The 18,178-nt window shown below is 54.4% G+C and carries 19 protein-coding genes; 8 read left to right on the top strand and 11 right to left on the bottom strand.

What is annotated here, in order from left to right; translation table 11 throughout:
* Position 1: 1 nt before the first annotated feature.
* Positions 2 to 943 carry a replication initiation protein gene (locus OIS53_RS20120; protein ID WP_226271747.1) on the bottom strand — a complete coding sequence of 314 codons (942 nt, stop codon included), beginning with the start codon at positions 941 to 943 and terminating at the stop codon, positions 2 to 4.
* Positions 944 to 2,210: 1,267 nt separating this feature from the next.
* Here OIS53_RS20120 and OIS53_RS20115 point away from each other — a divergent pair.
* The 3 genes from OIS53_RS20115 (at position 2,211) to OIS53_RS20105 (ending at position 3,300) form a co-directional block, all read left to right on the top strand.
* Positions 2,211 to 2,561, top strand: a complete 351-nt coding sequence (locus tag OIS53_RS20115) for a hypothetical protein (RefSeq protein ID WP_264682505.1) — start codon at positions 2,211 to 2,213, stop codon at positions 2,559 to 2,561.
* Positions 2,562 to 2,572: 11 nt separating this feature from the next.
* Positions 2,573 to 2,863 carry a hypothetical protein gene (locus OIS53_RS20110; RefSeq protein ID WP_264682503.1) on the top strand — a complete coding sequence of 97 codons (291 nt, stop codon included), beginning with the start codon at positions 2,573 to 2,575 and terminating at the stop codon, positions 2,861 to 2,863.
* A 104-nt stretch (positions 2,864 to 2,967) separates the two neighbouring features.
* The gene (locus tag OIS53_RS20105) at positions 2,968 to 3,300 is read left to right on the top strand and encodes a hypothetical protein (protein WP_264682502.1); all 333 of its coding nucleotides are present in this window, start codon (positions 2,968 to 2,970) and stop codon (positions 3,298 to 3,300) included.
* A 12-nt stretch (positions 3,301 to 3,312) separates the two neighbouring features.
* On the opposite strand, the gene OIS53_RS20100 is transcribed toward OIS53_RS20105, so the two are convergent.
* Positions 3,313 to 3,933 carry a hypothetical protein gene (locus tag OIS53_RS20100; protein WP_264682500.1) on the bottom strand — a complete coding sequence of 207 codons (621 nt, stop codon included), beginning with the start codon at positions 3,931 to 3,933 and terminating at the stop codon, positions 3,313 to 3,315.
* A gap of 312 nt (positions 3,934 to 4,245) precedes the next feature.
* Between OIS53_RS20100 and OIS53_RS20095 the strand changes: the two genes are divergently transcribed.
* From OIS53_RS20095 to OIS53_RS20085, 3 genes are all read left to right on the top strand, one after another.
* Positions 4,246 to 4,602, top strand: coding sequence for a hypothetical protein (locus OIS53_RS20095; RefSeq protein WP_264682498.1), 357 nt, complete (start codon positions 4,246 to 4,248; stop codon positions 4,600 to 4,602).
* Between the two features lie 123 nt (positions 4,603 to 4,725).
* Positions 4,726 to 5,001 (top strand): antitoxin VbhA family protein, encoded by a 276-nt coding sequence (locus OIS53_RS20090; RefSeq protein WP_125423139.1) that lies wholly within the window; start codon positions 4,726 to 4,728, stop codon positions 4,999 to 5,001.
* 68 nt (positions 5,002 to 5,069) lie between these two features.
* Positions 5,070 to 6,155, top strand: a complete 1,086-nt coding sequence (locus OIS53_RS20085; protein ID WP_264682496.1) for a Fic/DOC family protein — start codon at positions 5,070 to 5,072, stop codon at positions 6,153 to 6,155.
* Positions 6,156 to 6,218: 63 nt separating this feature from the next.
* Here the strand turns inward: OIS53_RS20085 and OIS53_RS20080 are convergent, their stop codons facing one another.
* From OIS53_RS20080 to OIS53_RS20065, 4 genes are all read right to left on the bottom strand, one after another.
* Complete coding sequence (locus tag OIS53_RS20080) at positions 6,219 to 7,514, bottom strand: patatin-like phospholipase family protein (protein WP_264682494.1); 1,296 nt, start codon at positions 7,512 to 7,514, stop codon at positions 6,219 to 6,221.
* An 81-nt stretch (positions 7,515 to 7,595) separates the two neighbouring features.
* On the bottom strand, positions 7,596 to 8,450 hold the full coding sequence (locus tag OIS53_RS20075) for a phospholipase D-like domain-containing protein (protein WP_264682493.1): 855 nt from the start codon (positions 8,448 to 8,450) through the stop codon (positions 7,596 to 7,598).
* Between the two features lie 11 nt (positions 8,451 to 8,461).
* On the bottom strand, positions 8,462 to 8,821 hold the full coding sequence (locus OIS53_RS20070) for a hypothetical protein (RefSeq protein ID WP_264682492.1): 360 nt from the start codon (positions 8,819 to 8,821) through the stop codon (positions 8,462 to 8,464).
* A 238-nt stretch (positions 8,822 to 9,059) separates the two neighbouring features.
* Complete coding sequence (locus OIS53_RS20065; protein WP_264682491.1) at positions 9,060 to 10,067, bottom strand: helix-turn-helix transcriptional regulator; 1,008 nt, start codon at positions 10,065 to 10,067, stop codon at positions 9,060 to 9,062.
* Positions 10,068 to 10,443: 376 nt separating this feature from the next.
* Here OIS53_RS20065 and OIS53_RS20060 point away from each other — a divergent pair, with 376 nt between their 5' ends.
* Positions 10,444 to 11,580: a ComEC/Rec2 family competence protein gene (locus OIS53_RS20060; protein ID WP_264682489.1), complete on the top strand. Its 1,137-nt coding sequence runs from the start codon at positions 10,444 to 10,446 to the stop codon at positions 11,578 to 11,580.
* 95 nt (positions 11,581 to 11,675) lie between these two features.
* A complete protein-coding gene (locus OIS53_RS20055) occupies positions 11,676 to 13,859 on the top strand; it encodes a Mov34/MPN/PAD-1 family protein (RefSeq protein ID WP_264682487.1) in 2,184 nt (727 codons plus the stop codon).
* Here the strand turns inward: OIS53_RS20055 and OIS53_RS20050 are convergent.
* The 5 genes from OIS53_RS20050 to OIS53_RS20030 all read right to left on the bottom strand — a co-directional run bounded on the left by OIS53_RS20050 (position 13,856) and on the right by OIS53_RS20030 (position 18,098).
* On the bottom strand, positions 13,856 to 16,243 hold the full coding sequence (locus tag OIS53_RS20050) for an AAA family ATPase (RefSeq protein ID WP_264682485.1): 2,388 nt from the start codon (positions 16,241 to 16,243) through the stop codon (positions 13,856 to 13,858). The genes OIS53_RS20055 and OIS53_RS20050 overlap by 4 nt on opposite strands.
* Before the next feature lie 261 nt (positions 16,244 to 16,504).
* Complete coding sequence (locus tag OIS53_RS20045) at positions 16,505 to 16,846, bottom strand: hypothetical protein (protein WP_264682483.1); 342 nt, start codon at positions 16,844 to 16,846, stop codon at positions 16,505 to 16,507.
* Positions 16,847 to 16,903: 57 nt separating this feature from the next.
* On the bottom strand, positions 16,904 to 17,284 hold the full coding sequence (locus tag OIS53_RS20040; RefSeq protein ID WP_264682482.1) for a hypothetical protein: 381 nt from the start codon (positions 17,282 to 17,284) through the stop codon (positions 16,904 to 16,906).
* Positions 17,285 to 17,286: 2 nt separating this feature from the next.
* Positions 17,287 to 17,658 carry a hypothetical protein gene (locus tag OIS53_RS20035; RefSeq protein WP_264682480.1) on the bottom strand — a complete coding sequence of 124 codons (372 nt, stop codon included), beginning with the start codon at positions 17,656 to 17,658 and terminating at the stop codon, positions 17,287 to 17,289.
* A gap of 5 nt (positions 17,659 to 17,663) precedes the next feature.
* Positions 17,664 to 18,098, bottom strand: a complete 435-nt coding sequence (locus OIS53_RS20030) for a hypothetical protein (RefSeq protein WP_264682478.1) — start codon at positions 18,096 to 18,098, stop codon at positions 17,664 to 17,666.
* Positions 18,099 to 18,178: the final 80 nt, after the last annotated feature.

Below are 18,178 nucleotides of genomic sequence, written 5' to 3'. Positions count from 1 at the left end.
CTTAGCGCAGGCCCACCATCTTGAGAAACAGGCCGCCCGGGTTCTTATCGGCCTTCACTTTGCCGGTTTTGTGCTTGTAGCAGAAGGAGAAGAGGGCGTTTAGTTTCTTAGCATCCCCCAGGATCTGGCTCACTAGCTTGGGGTCCCGGATTTCCAGCTCTTCCAGGTTCTGCAGGGCCCGGCGCTGCTTTTCTTCCTCGGCCCCGTCCTCGAAGGGAATGGGCAGCTGCTGGGGTACCTGGCCGTTGACGAAGAAGCGGATGCTGTGGAAGGAGCGTCCTTTCTTAATCAGCTCGTAGTTGATGCGCAGGTCGGTGTGCTCGTTGATTTGGGTAGTGGCCACGTCGAGCACGTACTTCTGCAGGGCCGAAATCTTCTCGTATTGCTCCGGCTCGTGGCCCTTGGGGTCCTTGAGCGAGAGCATGATTTTAAACTCGTCCAGCGTGAAGGTTTTCGTTTCCCCGATATCCTTCCACTGCGAAGCAATCTGGTAGATGCGCTTGGCGTACTTGCTCGACAAGCTGAACACCGACTGCAGGCGATAGGACGTGAAGTTGTTTTTCAGGTCAATCAGGTAGCGCCGCATACGCTCCGAGATTTCCAGCTCGATGATGCCTTCCCCCTTCACGTACAGCGCCGAGGCCAGCAAGCCCACCTGCAGCACATGCTTGTTGTCCTCAATCACGTACTCGCGGCTGCGCAGGTTAGAGGTTGCTTCCAGCAGGCGCTGGTAGTTCCAGGAGCGTCCCGTCATCTGCTCCAATTCCTTTACCCGGATGCGGTAGATAGTGCCCGGCTTGTCCTCTTTGCGCAGCACCGAGAGCAGGGAGAAGACAATATCCATCTCGACGGCGCTCATTTCGTAGCGCGCGGTGGTAATGGCATTGTGCTGCCGGATTTCTACCCCCGTGGTGGGGGCGCTGGCGGTGACGGGAGTACTCATGCTAGTGGGGATAGATAGAGCGTACGGTCAAAGATAAGAGACTTACAGACATTAAGGTAAGTCTTCCTTAAAGCTCTATCCTTTCGCTTACAAAAGCTATCCCTTGCACTTACCATTCCTATCCTTTGGCTTACCGTTGCTATCCTTTTGCATACAAAAGCTATCCCCTGCGCTTACAAAAACTATCCTTTGGCTTACCATTGCTATCCTTTTAGGGGTATAAAAAACGGACAATCAATGAGTTATGACGCCTGCAAATAGAGTAAATACTTGACAAATAAAAAAAACTCACAAATTTGTTGATGACGTTCGAGCGATAGGCTTTTAGTGGGTACAAAACGTTGGAGCGGGACAAGAAAAGCAACAAAAAAAGGAGTCTAAATTGGCATAAAATGTTTTGCACTATTTCAAGAAAATATATACTTTTATTTACTCGATAGGCCTTTTGGACGGCTTTATCGCGGTTTACAAGATTACAATTCCCTTTTCTATCAAGCTACATTCTTTCTTAAAAGTCTGCTGTATTGAGTAAGGCTTTGCCAAGTTTGCAAGCCGCTGCCCGCGCTACTGGCAAATCACTAGAAGCTGCTCTGGACCCGAAAGGATAGAAATGATAAGCTGACATGACCGATGCAGCCAAAAGGATAGAAATGGTAAGTCAGCAGGTGCTAGCCAGCAGCTAAAGGATAGAAATGGTAAGCATTTCCAGCACCTGGAGGCTGTTTTTGCCTTTGGGGAGGGCAACCTACGCAGGCTGTTCCTTCAAAGTTGACTTACAAAACCTATCCTTTCCCTTGCTGACCATACCAGTCCCAACTGGGTACATAGCCCGTTGCCCATAAGCGGCCCAACGCCAAGTAATTATCCTTTGCGGCTTGATCAACGGGTAGCAGCTAAAAAGATTTTGTCCCTGCTCAGCAGCCTGGGACGAGAGGTAACTAATGACTTACCATTTCTATCCTTTTCACTAACCCGAAACTAACTGGCCGCTACTTCCGCTGGCACCAGCCGTGCCCACGAGGCCCGTTCACTTGCTACTGAGCGACTGCCTTTGATGGCCATTCCAAGAGGACTGGCCGAGCCACGGCTTAGAGCGAAGCCACTGGAAAAACCACTTTTGATAAGCGAATAACGAAGGGGGAAAACAAGAGCGCGGCACTTTTAAGATGCAATAAAAGCGCTTGTAAATAAGCTAAAAAAGCAACTTTATTAATTCGGATTCTGTTTATTAATCATAAGCCAGCCCATTCATAAATACCTGTCGGCCATGGACAAACCCTCTTCCAATAGCCCTGAAATCGTTGAAGAAGCCTACATCATCCTGCTGCAGTTAGGAGGCCGGCGATTTCTGGCCATGACCGGAGCCGACCAGTTACTGGCTGCCGGCCGCACGCCCACCAACCCCTGGTTGCGCATGAACCTGCGCCGCAACGAGGCGGGCGTAAATAGGCTGAAGGTTACCCTCATGCCTACCGATACCTATACGGTCGAGTTCTACCACCAGCAGCTCGTCGATTGCGAGGCAGTTATCACCCGCAAGCAAACCTTCGATCTGGTATATGGCGAAGACCTAACGGGCCTGTTTACGTCGGTCACCGGCTACGCTACCCACCTGTAACGGTCAAGCCCATGAAAGCCGCCGAAGCCCCCACTATGTGCCATCCGGACTGGAACCGGTTTCGCAGTCGGTTAATTGCCGCCGTGACCGACGTGGAAGCGCAGATGCAGCAGCTGGACAAGAGCCTGAACTGCGAGGGCCTGGCCTGCGAGGTAGCCCCGCGGCTCGGACTTGCGATTGACACGCCGGACGATTTCGCCGTGCTCGAAAAGCTGGTCCGAGCTGTCCGCCCTATCGCCCTGGAAGCCCTGCGCTGCACTCGGGAAGAGCAAGGGGGGCAGTTTGCCTTGCTGTTATTGTAGCGGGGCCAGCCGTAGTTGACGGGCGAGCTAGTATGCCGCTGCCGAATTGGTCATGAATTACGCAGGGCCGTAATAATGCCAATTTAGCAACCTTTTTTTACGGCATGAAAACTCTGAAGTTAACCCCTCCTAGCGTGCATGTGCAGCCGTTGGAGCGCGAGCAGCTGCCCGTTGCTCCCGTTGCCTGTAGCTCACTGGCCGAGCTGATTCACTCGCTGGGTACCCGCAAAGAGGTAGCCGAAGCCTGGAAAGTGGTGCCGCGCACTCTGGCTCTGCGGATGCAGAAGCCCGAAACCGCTACCCTGGAGGAACTGCAGCGCCTAGCCGTGCTCGCCCGCCTCGACCTGCCCACGGTGTTTGAGCTGGCCTACTACCAGATGCAGCACCCCGTGGCCGTGCCGGCGCCGCAGCTGGGGCGCCCCAAGCAGCAGCATTGAGTTACTTTTTAACTAAGAATTTGGTGCTGCTGTGACTACTTCAGGTAGGATAAGATATAGTACCCTGACATCGGAAAAGTCTTTTTCACTGATGATTGATAAGCGTTTGGTAAGGTAACGCTGAACATCATCTGGCATTACTGATTTTCCAAGGTCTATACAGTGTGCGTTTCCATGACTAAATGTGACAGAGACATGAGAAAGCTCATCTATTATGCAAGTCTTGTAGTTGTATTCACGCGTTAGGCCCAATGACTCTCGCAATACTGCCGACCCTGAACATGCGGCTGGAAATCTGTGAGAAGCGGGAGCGTTTGCAAGATGTGTGTATAAATCGTGCTTACGAAGGAGCGTCGGGCTGATAGTATCTAATTGCATGACCCGGCCTTGTAACTTGACTTGCTTAGCTAAACGGTATGTGTCGGTACCGTAATCGGAGCAGTCTGTATCGTCTGACAGATAGCAATGAGAAACCTCAACTACGTCTCTTGAAATACCAAAATTGTCATAGCTCAACTTATCAACGATGGCAAACAGATCTTCTCGCTGCTTGCGGATTTTGTTAATCTCCAACTCCTGCAGCATTTGAGCTTTTTCTTCGGATCTTCTATGCTTAGCTTCTATCCAGCTCATACTATATTATGTTCTTTAGCACTATCAAAAGGTGTGGTAATCGACCAAGTTAGGATTAGTTCATCAACCTTTTTTACCAAGCTGCTATTACTTATGAAGCTGAGCATGCGGAACCGTTCGCGTAGTCGTGGTGCATTTCGCGGCTAACTTTTTACCATTCGTCCTTTTTTCGCCCCGGGCCTGCCCGCAGTTGGTAGCTTCGCAGTGTCCACCTGGTCGCGAAGGCACCAGAAATTGTAGACCGTCGGTTGGGTTTGGTTGCTGCACGAGCTACTGCGGTGCCTACCCTGACCCGCTTAATCCTGATACCGCATGGAAGTTGAATGCCCGGTAGTAGCCCCGCTGCCCTTCCCCGACTTACAGCTGACCGTGACCTACGCCGAAGCGCTTCGCTACGCGCAGGGGCGGTTGAAAATGCTGGGTAACGGTGGCTTGAAGCCTTTTTGCGCGGCGCATCAGCTTACGTACCCCAACATCATCAACCTGAAAAACGGCAAGCTCAAACGCGAGGAACCGCGCCTGCTCCAACGGCTGCTGGGTTGCCTAGCAGTGCCCACCGAGCTGCTGCACTATCCGCTGGCCAGCAAGACGCCGTGCTTTCTGCTGCCGGATGCCGAGGCCCTGGCCACGTTTCGCGACCAGCTCCATTTCCTGACCGCTCAGCAGTAAAGCCACCAGTTGGTCTTTTTCCCTTTTGTTGCCAATACTGCCCCGGAAATGCGCTTCTTACCGGTTTGAGGAGCCTTTCAGGGGGTAAATATGTTGTCTTACCTGAACCACTAGCCCTAACCGATGACTCATCCCATCACCTTTTCCGAGCGGGAAGCCACCCCCGCCCAGCGGCAGGAACTCATCGACAAAGCCCGCGCCTGGAGTGTCGCCCAGGGGGCCGTACCCGGCCCGGCCGCTGAGGCGGTGTACGCCCGCTACGTGGCGGGCGAGCTGACGCTGCAGGGTGTCACCGACGAGCTAAAAAGCTTCTACGCAGGCCAGGCCGAAGCTTCAAACGACGCACCAGCTGTCCGCCCGCCGGCGGCCATGCGCCCAGAGCAGCCGCTGCTGGACTAACGCCCCCGCCCCATACAGCCCGTCTGGTCTTCGGCCGGACGGGTTTTTTATCACGCAACCTTCTTGCCGTGGCTATTCAGGATGGATTTTACGACCCGGCCCACCAGGTCATCTATAACCGGTTAGGCATTACCAACCAAGACCAGCTGCGCGAAGCGGAAGGGGCGTTGTCCATTCCGGCTCTGCTGCGCATCGTGGTGGGAGCCGTCGACCTGCCGGGCCAGTTTGACGCTGCGCACCTCAAACGCATCCACCGGGAGCTATTTCAGGACGTGTATGCATGGGCGGGGCAGACCCGCGCCCACGGTCCAAATGGCCCGTTTCAGGGGCAAAAGCCGGCTTACGTGCTCAATCCCCGGGGTGATACAATGCGCTACGCCCCGTACCAGCAACTCGACCAGCGTCTGGATGCCATCGGCGCCCAGCTGCAGCTGGAAAACAACCTGCGTGGCCTGGCACCCGAGCAATTTGCCCGGCGAGCAGCCTACTATTTTGACCAGTACAACCACGCGCACGCTTTTCGGGAAGGTAACGGGCGCACCATTCAGAGCGTGATGACCTTGCTGGGTCGGCAAGCCGGCTACCAGGTCGAACTGAGCCCGGCCGCGGCTGCTCAACTCAACAATGCCCGCGACTTGGCCATCATTCGTCCTTACGGACCCGCCCAGCCGGATAAGAATCTGGAGCCGCTCGTACTGTTGCTGCGTACGGCCGTCACGCCCCTCGCCGGCGCGGAGGCCATGCAACTGCGTGACGCCAGTCAGGCCCGACCATTAGCAGCTCCTACGCCTGATATGCAGCGCATGGAAGCGCAACGGGTGATGCAAACCAGTGCCTACATTATTGGTGAGGCCTTGCGGGACATTGACCTGGGAGATACCACCCGAGGCAACCAACTGTTGCAGCAGATGACACTAGTGTTACACGAACCTATTCGTGTCGAAGAGCGGAGTGCAAGCTTGCAACAAGCTGCTTTAGAGGTGTCGAAGCATTCTATTTTGTGTCAGGAGCCTCCCCTGATGCAACAGGCCGTGGCCCTTGCCCAAAGTGTGCAGCAGTTAGTTCAGCTTGAACGACTTGCTCAGAAAAAAATGCAAAGCCAGTCTTTTGACGATACAGTAGTAACTCTTAAGCGCCGAGGTCCAAGATTGTAGGTTTACCCTTTGCTAGCCAAGGCCGAGCATATCCCAATCTGAAACCTAATACATTAAGCTGTTTCAAGGCCAATAGAGCTTGACTTGTATTTCCGTCAAGTTTGCGGCATGACGAGTCAGGAGTTCGAGTTGAATAGGTGTCAATGGGGTAAGATTAGTACCGACTTGGCATACCACCTGCCACTCATCTATAGTTAGGTCACGAGCGGCCAAATCGGCATAGCCCACCTGTTGTTCAAGATGTTCTGTGAGAGCAAAACGATACTCTTTTGGATTAGCTATCCAGTCAGCACGTAATTGTCGGGCTGCCATTACCGCTGGGGAAATGTTTCCTTGGGCTAGATTATCGATAAAGCCTGGAATGCTGTTTTTTAATTGCCATCCTAATGACAGATAAGCAACACACTTACTGTGCTCCGTTGCACGCCGGAAAAGGTTGGCCATCATCTGCGCATTCTTGATGCGGTGCATGAACAAATCCACTGTGCGCAGTAGTAGGGCCGCAGTATTTGGATATGGGCGGCTACCTAAGGGGCTCAATCCAGCCCCAGCATCCGACACGACAATGGTATTACACTCATAGCGGCTGTTAGCCTGTGTAAGTTTCTGGATACCTTGATTGTCGTAAACACCTCCATCAATGAGCTGAGGATGGGCACGGTCTACGTCAGTCGGTTCTCGAAAAAAAGCCGGGGCAATGGTAATGGGGGTGAAAGCGAATGGTACGCAGGAGGAAGCAGCTACAGCCCGTGCCACCGGGAAATCAGCTGCATCGAAATGCACTGGGGGCTGGTAGTAAGCATACGTCGAGTCTGCCATCCATTCCCGCGAGAAGGTAAATGGCCGTCCCGTTTGCAGATTCGATGTGCCAATGGCTAGAATAGGCGTGGAGCGTAGTTGTTGTAACGTTTGGCCATGATAAAAAAAGGTGTCGTAGGCTCGCTCAATCTCTCGACTGACCGGCAGCAAGCGAAACTGGTAGCGAAGCACCACAAGTACCAAGCCGACTAGCGGCACTAGCGAGAAGGGTGCCCAGTGAGTAAAAAGCAAGGCCACGCTTGGCACTAGAAAGGCCAAAACCAACAATAAGAACCGCACAAAAGACCACGACAGCAGGGCACGGCGAATGACGTTGCAGCACAGCAGCGCCTGTGTCATATGGTCATAAAATTCCTTAAAAGTCCCTTGGTGTAAGCAATAAGCGGCTCCGGTGATAGACCCACCCGAGATGGTAGAAATGACATCAATGGAAGCCAGCCGTCCCATCTCATGCAGTTTACGAAGTGTACCCAAATGAAAGGCAGCAGCCCGGTAGCCACCACCAGATAAGGCTAGCCCAAAGCGGCGAGTAAATGACATGCGTGCACGGGTGGTTAAGTAGAGTGTTGGCTGTGAACTATGGCTGCTATTCTGCAACTGATGTTTCCGCAGGCCGAGTGGCTAATAGTCATCTTTGAAAGCTCGTACCGCTCTTAAAAAATCAGCTATGAGCAGGCAAAGCTGCTTTTTTTCGGCAGACATGAGCCTGTTGAAATTCTTGTTGGAAAGAGGTTGAATAAGAATTGCCTGGATTGCATCGTAGTAGCCGGCATTACCACGCTCCAGTTTGTAGCGTACCGCCGGTGAAGTAAAATGCTTCTTCTGCTTGGCCTTGAAGCGGTCAGCTTCGCGGCCTGATATAATACCATCCATCATAAACTGATTGGGAAAGCCCTCGATAGTAGCGCTGAAAGAATTACGCAATGCCTGAATGGACAAGCTCTTGTCGGGCTCGTACGTCACCACACAGGCCTTATCAATTTCATCTTTCAAATAGTCGATTAGAACCTGGCTGAAATCCTGTGTGTCGAAGCGCTTGTCTTCGCTCTTCACGGGCTGCCCGAGTTGCTGCGGCGCAAGGTATTGCTGCACGAACTGGCGCAGCACTTTCAACTCCTCAGCGGTTTCAAGCTGCGAGCCTATCTCAATGGAATTGCTGTTGGAAGAACCCAGCAGATTCAGTGATGTGATAAGGCCACTCGTTTCGTTGAAGTAAAACTTAGCGTGCAGCCAGGGCACGAGTTGTGGCGTAATACCCAGTGCTTCTACCTGTTCTTTACTGGTTAGGTCGTTGGGTTCGTGCCGGGTAAAGAAGGTAATGCGTACGCCCCGGGCATGGGCAGCCTTGATAGCGGTGGCCAGTTGCTTCCAGTGCGTTAGGTTGACGTAAGGTGATACCAGCACGAGTTCCTGCCGCGCCTCGTGTATGAGGTCGAACAACGCGCCGCTGATTTTATGCGGAGGTAGAATTTTCACTGGGTCGAAAGTCAGGCTTCTTTGTAGGGCTGCGTAACGGCTAAGCCTTGCTCAATCAACGGCAGTAGCTCGGCCGCGCTGTTGCTGCCTGCAATGCGCGGTAATAGGGCTTCTAGCTGCTGCACTTCCACGGGAGAAAGCTTGCGTCCCCGGCGAGGCTTAATAAAGGCTGCTATGGCTTTTTCCAAATATCCCTTCACCGCGGCCAGCTGCTTGGCGGCAGAGCCCAGGGCACTAATTTTTAATCGACCAGATTCGGTATTCTGCAAGTTGCGGAAGTAGTCCAGAGATGCTCCTTTTCGGTCTCGGTCGCAGCTGTGAGCTCGGCGAATGAATATTTCATAAGACATCGAGGAGGTATAGTCTTCCATTAAAGGGCGGTATGAGGAAAATGCTAGTTTGATAAGCAAGCACGCTAAGATACTTAGAAGGCAGAAATGTAAGCCGAGATAGTGCGACAGTAACTCTCTGCTAAAAGCAGCGATTTTGGCAACTGATTTTTACAAGCTTTCACAAGCTAACCATCCCCGCACTCTTCCTCAACCACCTCGCTTACTGTTGTGCCTTCAGCGGGACCAAACTACCGCTACTGCTTATGCCTTCAACAGCCTAGTGATAGCGGGCGACGGCCTTGTTGAGCAGTTTCTGCATAGAATCGCGAAGTGAGTCAGGAGCGAGCACCTGCAGGTCAGGCCCGAAACTGAGTAGTCGGGATTTAAGCTCTTGATTGATAATCAGACGTAGCTCTAGCACTATGCCTTTAGTATCTTGACTAACTGTTACTTGGCTAGGATGCAAAGGCTTTGTAAGCACATAGGGTGCCCGCCCTGCTCTGATGTGTAGGCGGATAGTCTCAACCTGTGAATCTTTCTTCGGTATCGTTACCCCAATAAGGTGGTCGAAGTAAGTGCTAAAATCAACATCGGTTGACCGGAAAGCCACGGAGCTTGCACTAAGCCCCTTAATGCGGTCGAGTGCATAATTTTGTAGGTGAGGACCTTTGGCTTCATTGCGAGCTAGTAGATACCAGCGGCCATTATAGGTTTTAAGCAGATAGGGATGCACTACCTCTGAGCTAGCCTGCTCTTCCCGGTAGGGTTGATACTGCATGACTAGTGGTGTCTTTTCCCGGATAGCCTTGTAAAGCGGTTTCAAATACTCAGTGCCAGTGTATTCGGGTGCGGCTTCTAATTGTAGAATAGAATTGGTTGCGGCCCCGGCACTGGGTTGTTTTCGTTCCAGGCGCTGAATCAGTTCATCTAAGTCATCTGCCAAGCCCAGACCGCGCAATGCCTTCAGTGTGTGCAGGCTCTGATGAAGTATGAGCAGGTCTTCACTCGTGAGCGGCGTCTTATGAATCGAGTACTCAGGGTCTGTATAGTGATACCCACGCCGACGGCTGTACGCAATAGGAGCATTATGATGGGTTGGCAACTTCATGTTGTGCAAGTCGCCTTTCAGTGTCCGCTCGCAGACGCCGTTCTTATCAGGTGTAGTTTCCAGATAATCCTCCTCCACTGCTTTCAGCAAGTCCTGAATAGTCCAGGGACGACCGCCTTGCTGTAAACAGCGGTCAATAATGAGGTAACGATTGTAGGCGTTTTTATTAATGGGCATCGGGACACGGGAAAATAGCCGCTCGCCACCTGCGCAGGTGAAAGAGCCTGGCGAAGAACGGTCTTTTCATGGATTACAAAAGGTAGTAAGGACATTAGAGAAATTTCATCGGTGAAATTTTGTATTTGATTATCAGGTGATTATGGCAAAATACGGGGTATTGACAAAAAAACAATGAAGCAAGTTCTTAGTGTGCAAAAAGACTGCACACTTGAGCGTTTGCTTTGCCGGGGCAATGAAGGAAAACCCATGCTTGTGGTCGTAGCCGGACATCGACCGGGGCGCGGGGTTGACTTCTTGCCAACTGTTGTTTAACTGAACCCACTACGTCGCAGCCTGCGGCCAAATGGTTTCCATACCGTAACTGCTTTGCTACATGCACCAGATAACCATTTTTAACCTCGGAAACGCCGATACCTCGCGGATTGACCTCGCGAACGGCAAAAAGCTGCTGATTGACTACGCCAACATGCGGTGCGCCACCGACCCCAAGGACAAGCGCATTGACCTGCCGGTGGAGCTTCGCGCGGACTTGCTCAATGCCAAGCGCGACAATTACGATGTCGTTGCCTTTACGCACCTCGACAACGACCACACGTGCGGCGCTTCAGACTTTTTTGAGCTGCTGCACGCTGCTAAATACCAGGGCGCTGGCCGGGTAAAAATCAAGGAACTGTGGGTGCCTGCGGCCGTCATCGTAGAAGAGGGCTGTGAGGACGAAACCCGCATTCTGCGTCAGGAAGCTCGCTACCGCCTGCTAAAAGGTGAAGGAATTCGGGTATTCTCCGGCCCGGGCCAACTCGACGATTGGCTGGCCTCGAAGAACCTCACGGTTGCCGACCGGGCGCACCTCATTACGAACGCCGGCACCCTAATTCCCGGGTTCAACCTGGCTACCGACGGGGTGGAGTTCTTCGTGCATTCACCGTTTGCCGGCCGTACAGCCGGTGGGGGCTTGGCCCTGATGGACCGCAACAGCGACGCCCTTACCTTCCAGGCAACATTTGAGGAGGGCGGCCGCAAAACTCGTATGCACTTCTTCTCCGACATCGACTGGGAAGTCATCAAATCCATCGTGAAGGTGACCGAGTACTATGGCCGGACGGAGCGCCTGGAGTGGGACATCTTTAAGATTGCCCATCACTGTAGCTACCTGTCGCTCAGCAGCGAGAAAGGTACCGACGTGACCGTGCCGGATGCACACGTGAAAAAGCTATTCGAAACGTACGGGCAGAGCCGGGGCCGCCTCATCTCTACCAGTAAGCCAATTCCCAGCAACGACGAGGACAAACAGCCTCCGCACCGCCAGGCCGCGGCTTATTATAAAGCCCAAGCAACACGCCTCGGTGGCGAGTTCCTGGTCACGATGGAGCACAAGAGCATCTTGTATCCTGAGCCCATCGTCATCAAGATTGACCAATTAGGGGCCAGCATTGGCAAGTTGGCGGCGGCTGCCGCCAGCATCGCAAGCGGCAACACGCCTCCCCCACGGGCTGGCTACCAAGGCAATTAAGGAGGCAGATGATGGAACTACCTGAAATTGCCTATTATCCCGTAGCGGGCGAGCCGGTGGCCGCTGACGCGCTGCTACTGCCGAAGGCTGTCGAAATGGTGCAAGCCCTGCAAAGTCAGGGCTTGCCCTACGTGCGGCTGCTAGAGTGCCGACGCACACCGGAATACGAAATAGTCGTGGTGGATATTGAGGCCGAAGTGCCTCAGCATCCGGTGCACGATGTGCGCACGGTCGAGCGCATTGCTTTTGGCTTCGCCCCAGCCGATACTGACCACCAGGTCGTGTTGGCACTCCGGGAGGATTTTCCATTGGTGCCCCATCTTCATTTTGGTGGCGAAAACATGCCGCTTAGCCTGTGCTTGTACCAGACCGCCTACGCCGACCTCAAGCCAACCTGGACCGCCGCCGCGCTGCTCCGGCAGTTGCAGCACTGGCTGACTCAGACGGCACGCGGTGAGCTGCACGCTGCCGACCAGGCCTTGGAACAGGCCTTTTATGCGCCAGCTGAGCGGCTCGTACTACCGTCCGCTTACTTTGCGGCTGAAGCAACCGATTTGGAGCCCGTGCGCGCCCGCATTGTCAGCAACGTGCTAGGGCAGACAACACTGGTGGCGCTGCCACTGTCGGCCAGCCCGCCCACAGCAGGCTGGCAGGTACAGTTTGCCAGCTTTGTATACACGACTCCGCCCCAGGTACACGGGCTAATTCATGAGCAGCCCCGCACCTTGGGAGCATTGCAGACCTATTTATCAACGGAAAACACGGATTTTCTGGATGCCTTGCGCCAGCACCTGGCTACCAGCAAAGGCCGTTCGGGCTTTAGCTGGGACCATAAGCTGTTGCTCATCGTGCGAATGCCCAAACAGCGTACCGTAGAAGGTCCTATCGAAGGCATGGAAGTGTGGGCTTTTGCCACAGTAGGCACGTTAGCTGAGATTGGTACGGACGTTGGAATTTGGCGAGCTCAGCCCAATAAGGTGGTCGAGCTGTTTTATACTGATGCAAGCCGCATCGGCCAGCAGAGCCCCTTAGTGTTGCTTAATCCGGTGTGTGCCCTGACGCGCGAATTAGCAGCGGCATATAACGACGTGTCCCCTACCACAACCCGCTTTGTGGCCATTGGGGCAGGTAGTTTAGGCTCGCAGGTCGTCAATAATCTGGTACGAGCCGGACAGGGCAACTGGGTGTGGCTGGACGAGGACTACTATCAGCCTCACAATACGGCCCGCCACTATTTGCCCGGCAGTGCGGTCGGTATGGGTAAGGCCGAAGCCATGGCAGCCACCCTGCAGACCACGCATGAACAAGCGGAGGTGCAGGCTATTGCAGCCAACGTGCTGAAGCCAGTTTCAGACTCGGTACGGATTGCCTACGAAGCGGCCGAGGTCGTACTGGATATGTCGGCTTCGGTAGCCGTAGCGCGGCACCTAACCTTGGGAATAACAAGCCCGGGCCGCCGCTTGTCGCTGTTTCTGAATCCGTCAGGTACAGACCTGGTGCTGCTGGCCGAGCCGCAAGACCGCGCCCTGCGCCTCGACCAGCTGGAGATGGAATATTACCGGGCGCTGCTCCGCCAACCCGCCCTACAGTCGCACCTGCACCTGGCCGGCCGGCCCATTCGCTACTCCCACGCCTGCCGCGATGTTTCGGTGCGACTGCCCCAAGACCAGGTTGCTCTGCACGCAGCTATTGGAGCCCGAGCAGTACGCACGACGGTAGCCGAGCCGGAAGCCCGCCTCAAAATCTGGCAGGCTCAGCCCGATTTAACGGTAACAGCCCATGAAATCGAGGTGTCTCCTTATACAGAAAAGGCAATGAGTGGCTGGACGGTAAGCCTTTCACAGCAACTAGTACGGGAGCTACACGCCCAACGTCAGGCTCGCCTGCCCAATGAAACAGGGGGCATACTGGTGGGCGTGTTTGATACCCAGCAGCGCCGGCTGTACATCGTGGACCTTATTCCCTCGCCAGCTGACAGCCTGGAGTCGCCCACGGCCTACGTGCGCGGCATAAAGGGTGTGCCAGCTGAGCTAGCCCGCATTAGCGAATGCACTGGTCGACAAGTAGTGTACGTCGGCGAATGGCATTCTCACCCGGACGGGTACAGCATCCGGCCCAGTGAAGACGATAAGAACCTGTTTGCCCGCCTACAGCGCGAGCGGCAGGCTGAAGGTCTGCCGGCCGTCATGGCTATTGTGGGGGAAGATGGTACCCTGGGATGGCATGTATCGACTATGGCTGCTGACGCGGACGAACCGCATCGGGGCAGCCAGGCTTAGTTAAGGCTAAGCGGGTAAAGCTGCGTTTGGTGTTTGGCATCGCAGCCGCAGCCGCGGTGGTCGGTGCGCAGGTTCTTGGGAATGTGGCCACACTGCTGGCAGGCCAGGGCCTCGGCCAGGTCGTAGGCTGCCTGCCCAAACTCGCGCACATCGTTATCCGACCAATCGTTGCCCAGGGCGTTAAAATGTGCTCCCACTTCGTTGCGAATAAGCTTGATAGCGTCAAGCTTTTCGTGGTGCTGCTTCAGAGTGATTTCCACCCAGTTTTCTTCTAGGTGCGGTGCGAGGGGATGCCCCTGCGTATCCCGTCGCACCCGCCGCACTTTCGCCGTCTGGAACAGCTTTTTGGTGGTGCGCAGCAAATCACCCAACGTATGTCCACGGCCCGGCCGGTACTTCAGGCTGCATTCGTAGTAAGCGGCCAGGTTGTCGAGGACATTCTCCAGCAGTACGCCCGCCTTTGATGCTACTGCCTGCCGGTCAAAGATGTCTGCCTCCAGAGCTGCGGCCAGCTCGGTCGCCAGAATCTGGTCCTCGTGGGGCCGCAGGCCCCGAGCCAGCGTCCAGCGTTCGAGCTTGAGCAGATGCACGCTGGCACCGCTGATTTTGTAATAGTCGTGCCAGAGCCGGTTATGCGTGGCGATAATGACCTGCTGAAAATTAGCCGCTTGCGCCGCCAGTAAATCCGAAATCCGACGGAAGTGCTGCGCATCAACCGACGTAAAGACGTCGTCGAGTACAAGTACCAACTGCTTCGGGTTGTCGCGCTTGGCCAAGGCCAGCCATAGACAGAACCCAAACGTGTCGAGGTGCGACTCGCTGAAATAGGCTTGGGGCACCACCCCGTCTTTATCTTCAAAGGTGGCTTGCTGGTCGAGCGAAGCACGCTTCGCATCATCCATTTCGAGCCGGTGCAGGCCAATTTTTTCGCCGGGGTGGATAAATTGATAAAGGGCATTCACCTCCCCAATAATTTCATCCAGAATGGCCTGTACAAAGTCGCGGCGCTTATCTACTATCAGCGTGCAGGCCTTGCGCAGGCGGTCCAATACGGCCTCCAGATGAGTTACCTCATCCATACTCTTGCTTAACGACTGGGCCTGCGTTTTGATGTTGTTGTAAACGGCAAGGCGGGTTTGTAGCGTGTCGCACTCCGATTGCACCGCTTCTTTAACGGCAACCAGCTTCTCGCTTAGTGCCGCGACCTTGATGCTAGTGTCATCATTGGCCACGGCCAATTCTATGACCTGCGCAGGCCAGTCGATACGCAACTCCTGCACAGCTGCTGGCTCGTGCTTCGTAAAGTGCGCCCCCATAGCCTGGATTACCCGCACCAGTTCCTGATTACAGCGCGTCTTTTCATCACTTGCTGTTTTGAAGCGGGCCTGAGCTTCAGTTACTTTTTGTAGAAGCAGACGAGAGGTTTGCAGTTGGGCGAGTTGCGTCTGAATACGTGAGCGAAGTACATCTGCCTGCACGCTGTTATCACACAAGGGGCAGCTGCTCGGCTCGACTGGCGGCGCTAAATATCGCTCGGCAGAGCTCAGCAGGCTGATAAGCTCAGTGCTTCTGGCAGTGGCATCCTGATTCTGGTTTTGCAGGGCAGCGTTGGCGATATCTAGGCCATCTTGTTCAAGGGTGAACTTGGCCTGGGTCTGCTGCCATTGCCCCACGATACCTGCGAGTTGCTGTATTCCAGCAGGGCCTTTGGCCAGGAAACCGAGCCGGCTTTGCAGCTCGCTTACATTTTCAGCAGCGCGGTACGTGGCCCAGGTCAATGCGTCCTGAGCTGGTTCGTCCGGCTGCCTTTCCTGCTCCCAGAGTGCCTGCAATGATTCCGCTGCTTGTGCTCGGGTAGCTTCAGCGGTGCCAAGCTGCTTTTCTACGGCGTTACAGTCTGCTCGCAAAGCGGCTTCCGCACTGTCTACCCCCGCTACGGCGATAAACTTCTGAATGGCCTCGTAACGCTTCGCCGGCGTAGCCTCGATGAGCTGAAGTAAATCGCGCCGACGTAATACCCGAATTTCGGGCATAATAGCATCAGCGGTGCCAGATGAGATGACCACCGTCTTGCCGCTTAGCGTAGCCTTGCGGGTATGCCCCGCCTGGGTCGTCAGTTCCGCTTCGACCGATTGTGCATCCCGCGTAAGCGAAGCCACATACTTTTGCGGCGCTTGAATACCGGGCCGGATGAGGGAGCCAAACGATGTATTCCCGATTACATCCAGTGCATCCACAATCGTAGATTTACCAGTGCCATTCTCCCCGAAAATGACAACAACATTGGTTTTCACCCCACCTTTCTCAGGAGTGAATTTGATAGTGACCGGCTGCGTGGCACCCCGAAAATTCGTCAGTCTAAGCTGTGTGATGCGTTGCGGCATGGTCGGTAGTCGTAGAAGCTAGGTTTTTTTCGAGCAGCCGCCGCCAATCACCGGCCTTGGCCGGTGTAGTAGTGAGCAGCATCATTGCGGCCTTCTCTTCTGTCGGCCCAATGAAATCAGCCGCTCGCAACGCTGCCACAATTTTGGTAGCTAGCGCCGCATTTGCATCCGAAGGTGATTCTGGGGTAGCAGGTTGCGATGGTGGCATGCGCAATACATTCTAAAAGGTATCAGAGAGAAACAAGGCCGGGTAATGGCACATTAAATATCCTTCAAAATATTCAAAAAGTCATCCAGCTTGTGAGCCCCATCTACCACACGACGCTCGTACACCATGTAATAACGGTAGGCATTGCCGGCTTTCTGGGCCCACGTGGCGCCCAGCTTAATCTTTTGCTCGGCATCGAGATGGTCCCCCTTCGTCTCGACCACCAGTGTTTTGCCGCTTTTGGTCTGGATGATGAAGTCGGGGTAGTGGTTTAAAAAGCCGTTGATGCCGAAGCCCTTGCCGCGTTCGAGGTTGCGGGTCCAAAAGGCAATGTTGGGCAGGTTGGCAATCTCGTTGATGACCTTCATCATCCAGTATGCAGAAGATGACGACATGTTACCCGATAAATACTACTATATGTAGCATCTGAGTATAGTGTAGGGCTGTACCTACTACGCTCTATCATTAGACCGGACTTGCTGTTGCTCAAACGCCCAATCTTCAGGGGAGAGTATCGACTGCATAAATGCGGAGTAGCCCATATCCCGACGTTCCAAGGCATGCCGCCGCAAGCCTAGGCTTGTCTTGGCCTTCTCGAAGCCTTCCCTCTCCACAGCCCGCCGCATGCGTTCGGGCAAGCCTTCCAGCCAATGCCGGTAATCTTCTTCGGTGACTTCGCCAACAGCTTGTTGTTGGTACCGATACGTGGCATTGCCCAGCCGAAATAAGCGGGCCATTTCGTGGCGCTGGCTTTCAGGCAACTGCTGCAGCGTCTGCAGCTGGGCCTGATGGTGCTTGTCCATCGGGTGGCGGGGCTGTAAGAGTTCTTCCACAACTATTCGGCTATGCCCTGGCGGGCAAAAGTTGATAATCCTTCAGTATTCTCGTAGAGGATGTTTTCCGCTCGCTCGCCACTGAAGTTCGGGCCGTCGCCGTGGAGCACCTGCCACACCTGGTCGTAGTTGACAGTGACGAGAGAGCGATACTGTGGGTCATCTGGGTGTAGCAGCACTTCGCAACGAAAGCTGTCGGCATCGATAACCAGGTTCCACACGGTATCCTGCTGCAGGTGCAGGGTCCCCAGCAGCACAGGGCCGTTCTCGGTTTCAAAGTAGTTAGTGCAGACCAAGTAGTGGTTCTGCGAATCGCCCAGGCCGGCTTGGATTTGGCGCAGAACGCCTTGTAAGGGGTGCGGTGTGGAAGGCATCATACTCAGGCTTCTGGTGACATGATGGTCCACGGCGAAGGGTAGTTGTCACGGTATACCCGCTCATTGTAGTACACCGAGTCGTCCGAGGAAAAATGAAGCTGTTTGCCCGTGGGCTGGCCGGCGGGTACTACTTTGCGCATCACGTGGTACAGCTGCTCGAAGGGGATTGTCGCCCGAAACCGGTCTGCCCAGGGACCGGGCGCATGTTCTTCGCCATCTTCCGGAAAACGCACCAATGCTGTATCAAAGGCCAGGTCCGTGGAGCCCACGGTAAGATTTGCAACCTCGCCCTGATGCAGTGTGAAGACAGCCGGATAATGCCGACGCCGCGGGTGATTGTCGCGGTCGTAGTAATGAGCCGCGAGCATATAGAACACGGTTGGGTCGGCTAGTTTCTTTTCAACCCGGCGTAGCAGCTCAGGTAGGTCATAAAGCATATCTAGCGGCATACGGCAGGTGAAGGGGAAGCAAGGATGAAATCAAATCTAATGTACTGCGGCAACAGATAGGGTCTGAG

This window comes from Hymenobacter sp. YIM 151500-1 (genome assembly GCF_025979885.1).
Lineage (GTDB): Bacteria > Bacteroidota > Bacteroidia > Cytophagales > Hymenobacteraceae > Hymenobacter.
This window is presented reverse-complemented; position numbering and strand designations above follow the sequence as displayed.

What these genes read in the sequence shown, in the direction of transcription:
- OIS53_RS20050 (WP_264682485.1), bottom strand. Translation starts at nt 16,243, where the DNA reads ATGCCGCAACGCATCACACAGCTTAGACTGACGAATTTTCGGGGTGCC.
- OIS53_RS20095 (WP_264682498.1), top strand. Translation starts at nt 4,246, where the DNA reads ATGGAAGTTGAATGCCCGGTAGTAGCCCCGCTGCCCTTCCCCGACTTA.
- OIS53_RS20115 (WP_264682505.1), top strand. Translation starts at nt 2,211, where the DNA reads ATGGACAAACCCTCTTCCAATAGCCCTGAAATCGTTGAAGAAGCCTAC.
- OIS53_RS20030 (WP_264682478.1), bottom strand. Translation starts at nt 18,098, where the DNA reads ATGCTTTATGACCTACCTGAGCTGCTACGCCGGGTTGAAAAGAAACTA.
- OIS53_RS20090 (WP_125423139.1), top strand. Translation starts at nt 4,726, where the DNA reads ATGACTCATCCCATCACCTTTTCCGAGCGGGAAGCCACCCCCGCCCAG.
- OIS53_RS20055 (WP_264682487.1), top strand. Translation starts at nt 11,676, where the DNA reads ATGGTGCAAGCCCTGCAAAGTCAGGGCTTGCCCTACGTGCGGCTGCTA.
- OIS53_RS20045 (WP_264682483.1), bottom strand. Translation starts at nt 16,846, where the DNA reads ATGTCGTCATCTTCTGCATACTGGATGATGAAGGTCATCAACGAGATT.
- OIS53_RS20110 (WP_264682503.1), top strand. Translation starts at nt 2,573, where the DNA reads ATGAAAGCCGCCGAAGCCCCCACTATGTGCCATCCGGACTGGAACCGG.
- OIS53_RS20105 (WP_264682502.1), top strand. Translation starts at nt 2,968, where the DNA reads ATGAAAACTCTGAAGTTAACCCCTCCTAGCGTGCATGTGCAGCCGTTG.
- OIS53_RS20070 (WP_264682492.1), bottom strand. Translation starts at nt 8,821, where the DNA reads ATGGAAGACTATACCTCCTCGATGTCTTATGAAATATTCATTCGCCGA.
- OIS53_RS20080 (WP_264682494.1), bottom strand. Translation starts at nt 7,514, where the DNA reads ATGTCATTTACTCGCCGCTTTGGGCTAGCCTTATCTGGTGGTGGCTAC.
- OIS53_RS20065 (WP_264682491.1), bottom strand. Translation starts at nt 10,067, where the DNA reads ATGCCCATTAATAAAAACGCCTACAATCGTTACCTCATTATTGACCGC.
- OIS53_RS20120 (WP_226271747.1), bottom strand. Translation starts at nt 943, where the DNA reads ATGAGTACTCCCGTCACCGCCAGCGCCCCCACCACGGGGGTAGAAATC.
- OIS53_RS20060 (WP_264682489.1), top strand. Translation starts at nt 10,444, where the DNA reads ATGCACCAGATAACCATTTTTAACCTCGGAAACGCCGATACCTCGCGG.
- OIS53_RS20100 (WP_264682500.1), bottom strand. Translation starts at nt 3,933, where the DNA reads ATGAGCTGGATAGAAGCTAAGCATAGAAGATCCGAAGAAAAAGCTCAA.
- OIS53_RS20035 (WP_264682480.1), bottom strand. Translation starts at nt 17,658, where the DNA reads ATGCCTTCCACACCGCACCCCTTACAAGGCGTTCTGCGCCAAATCCAA.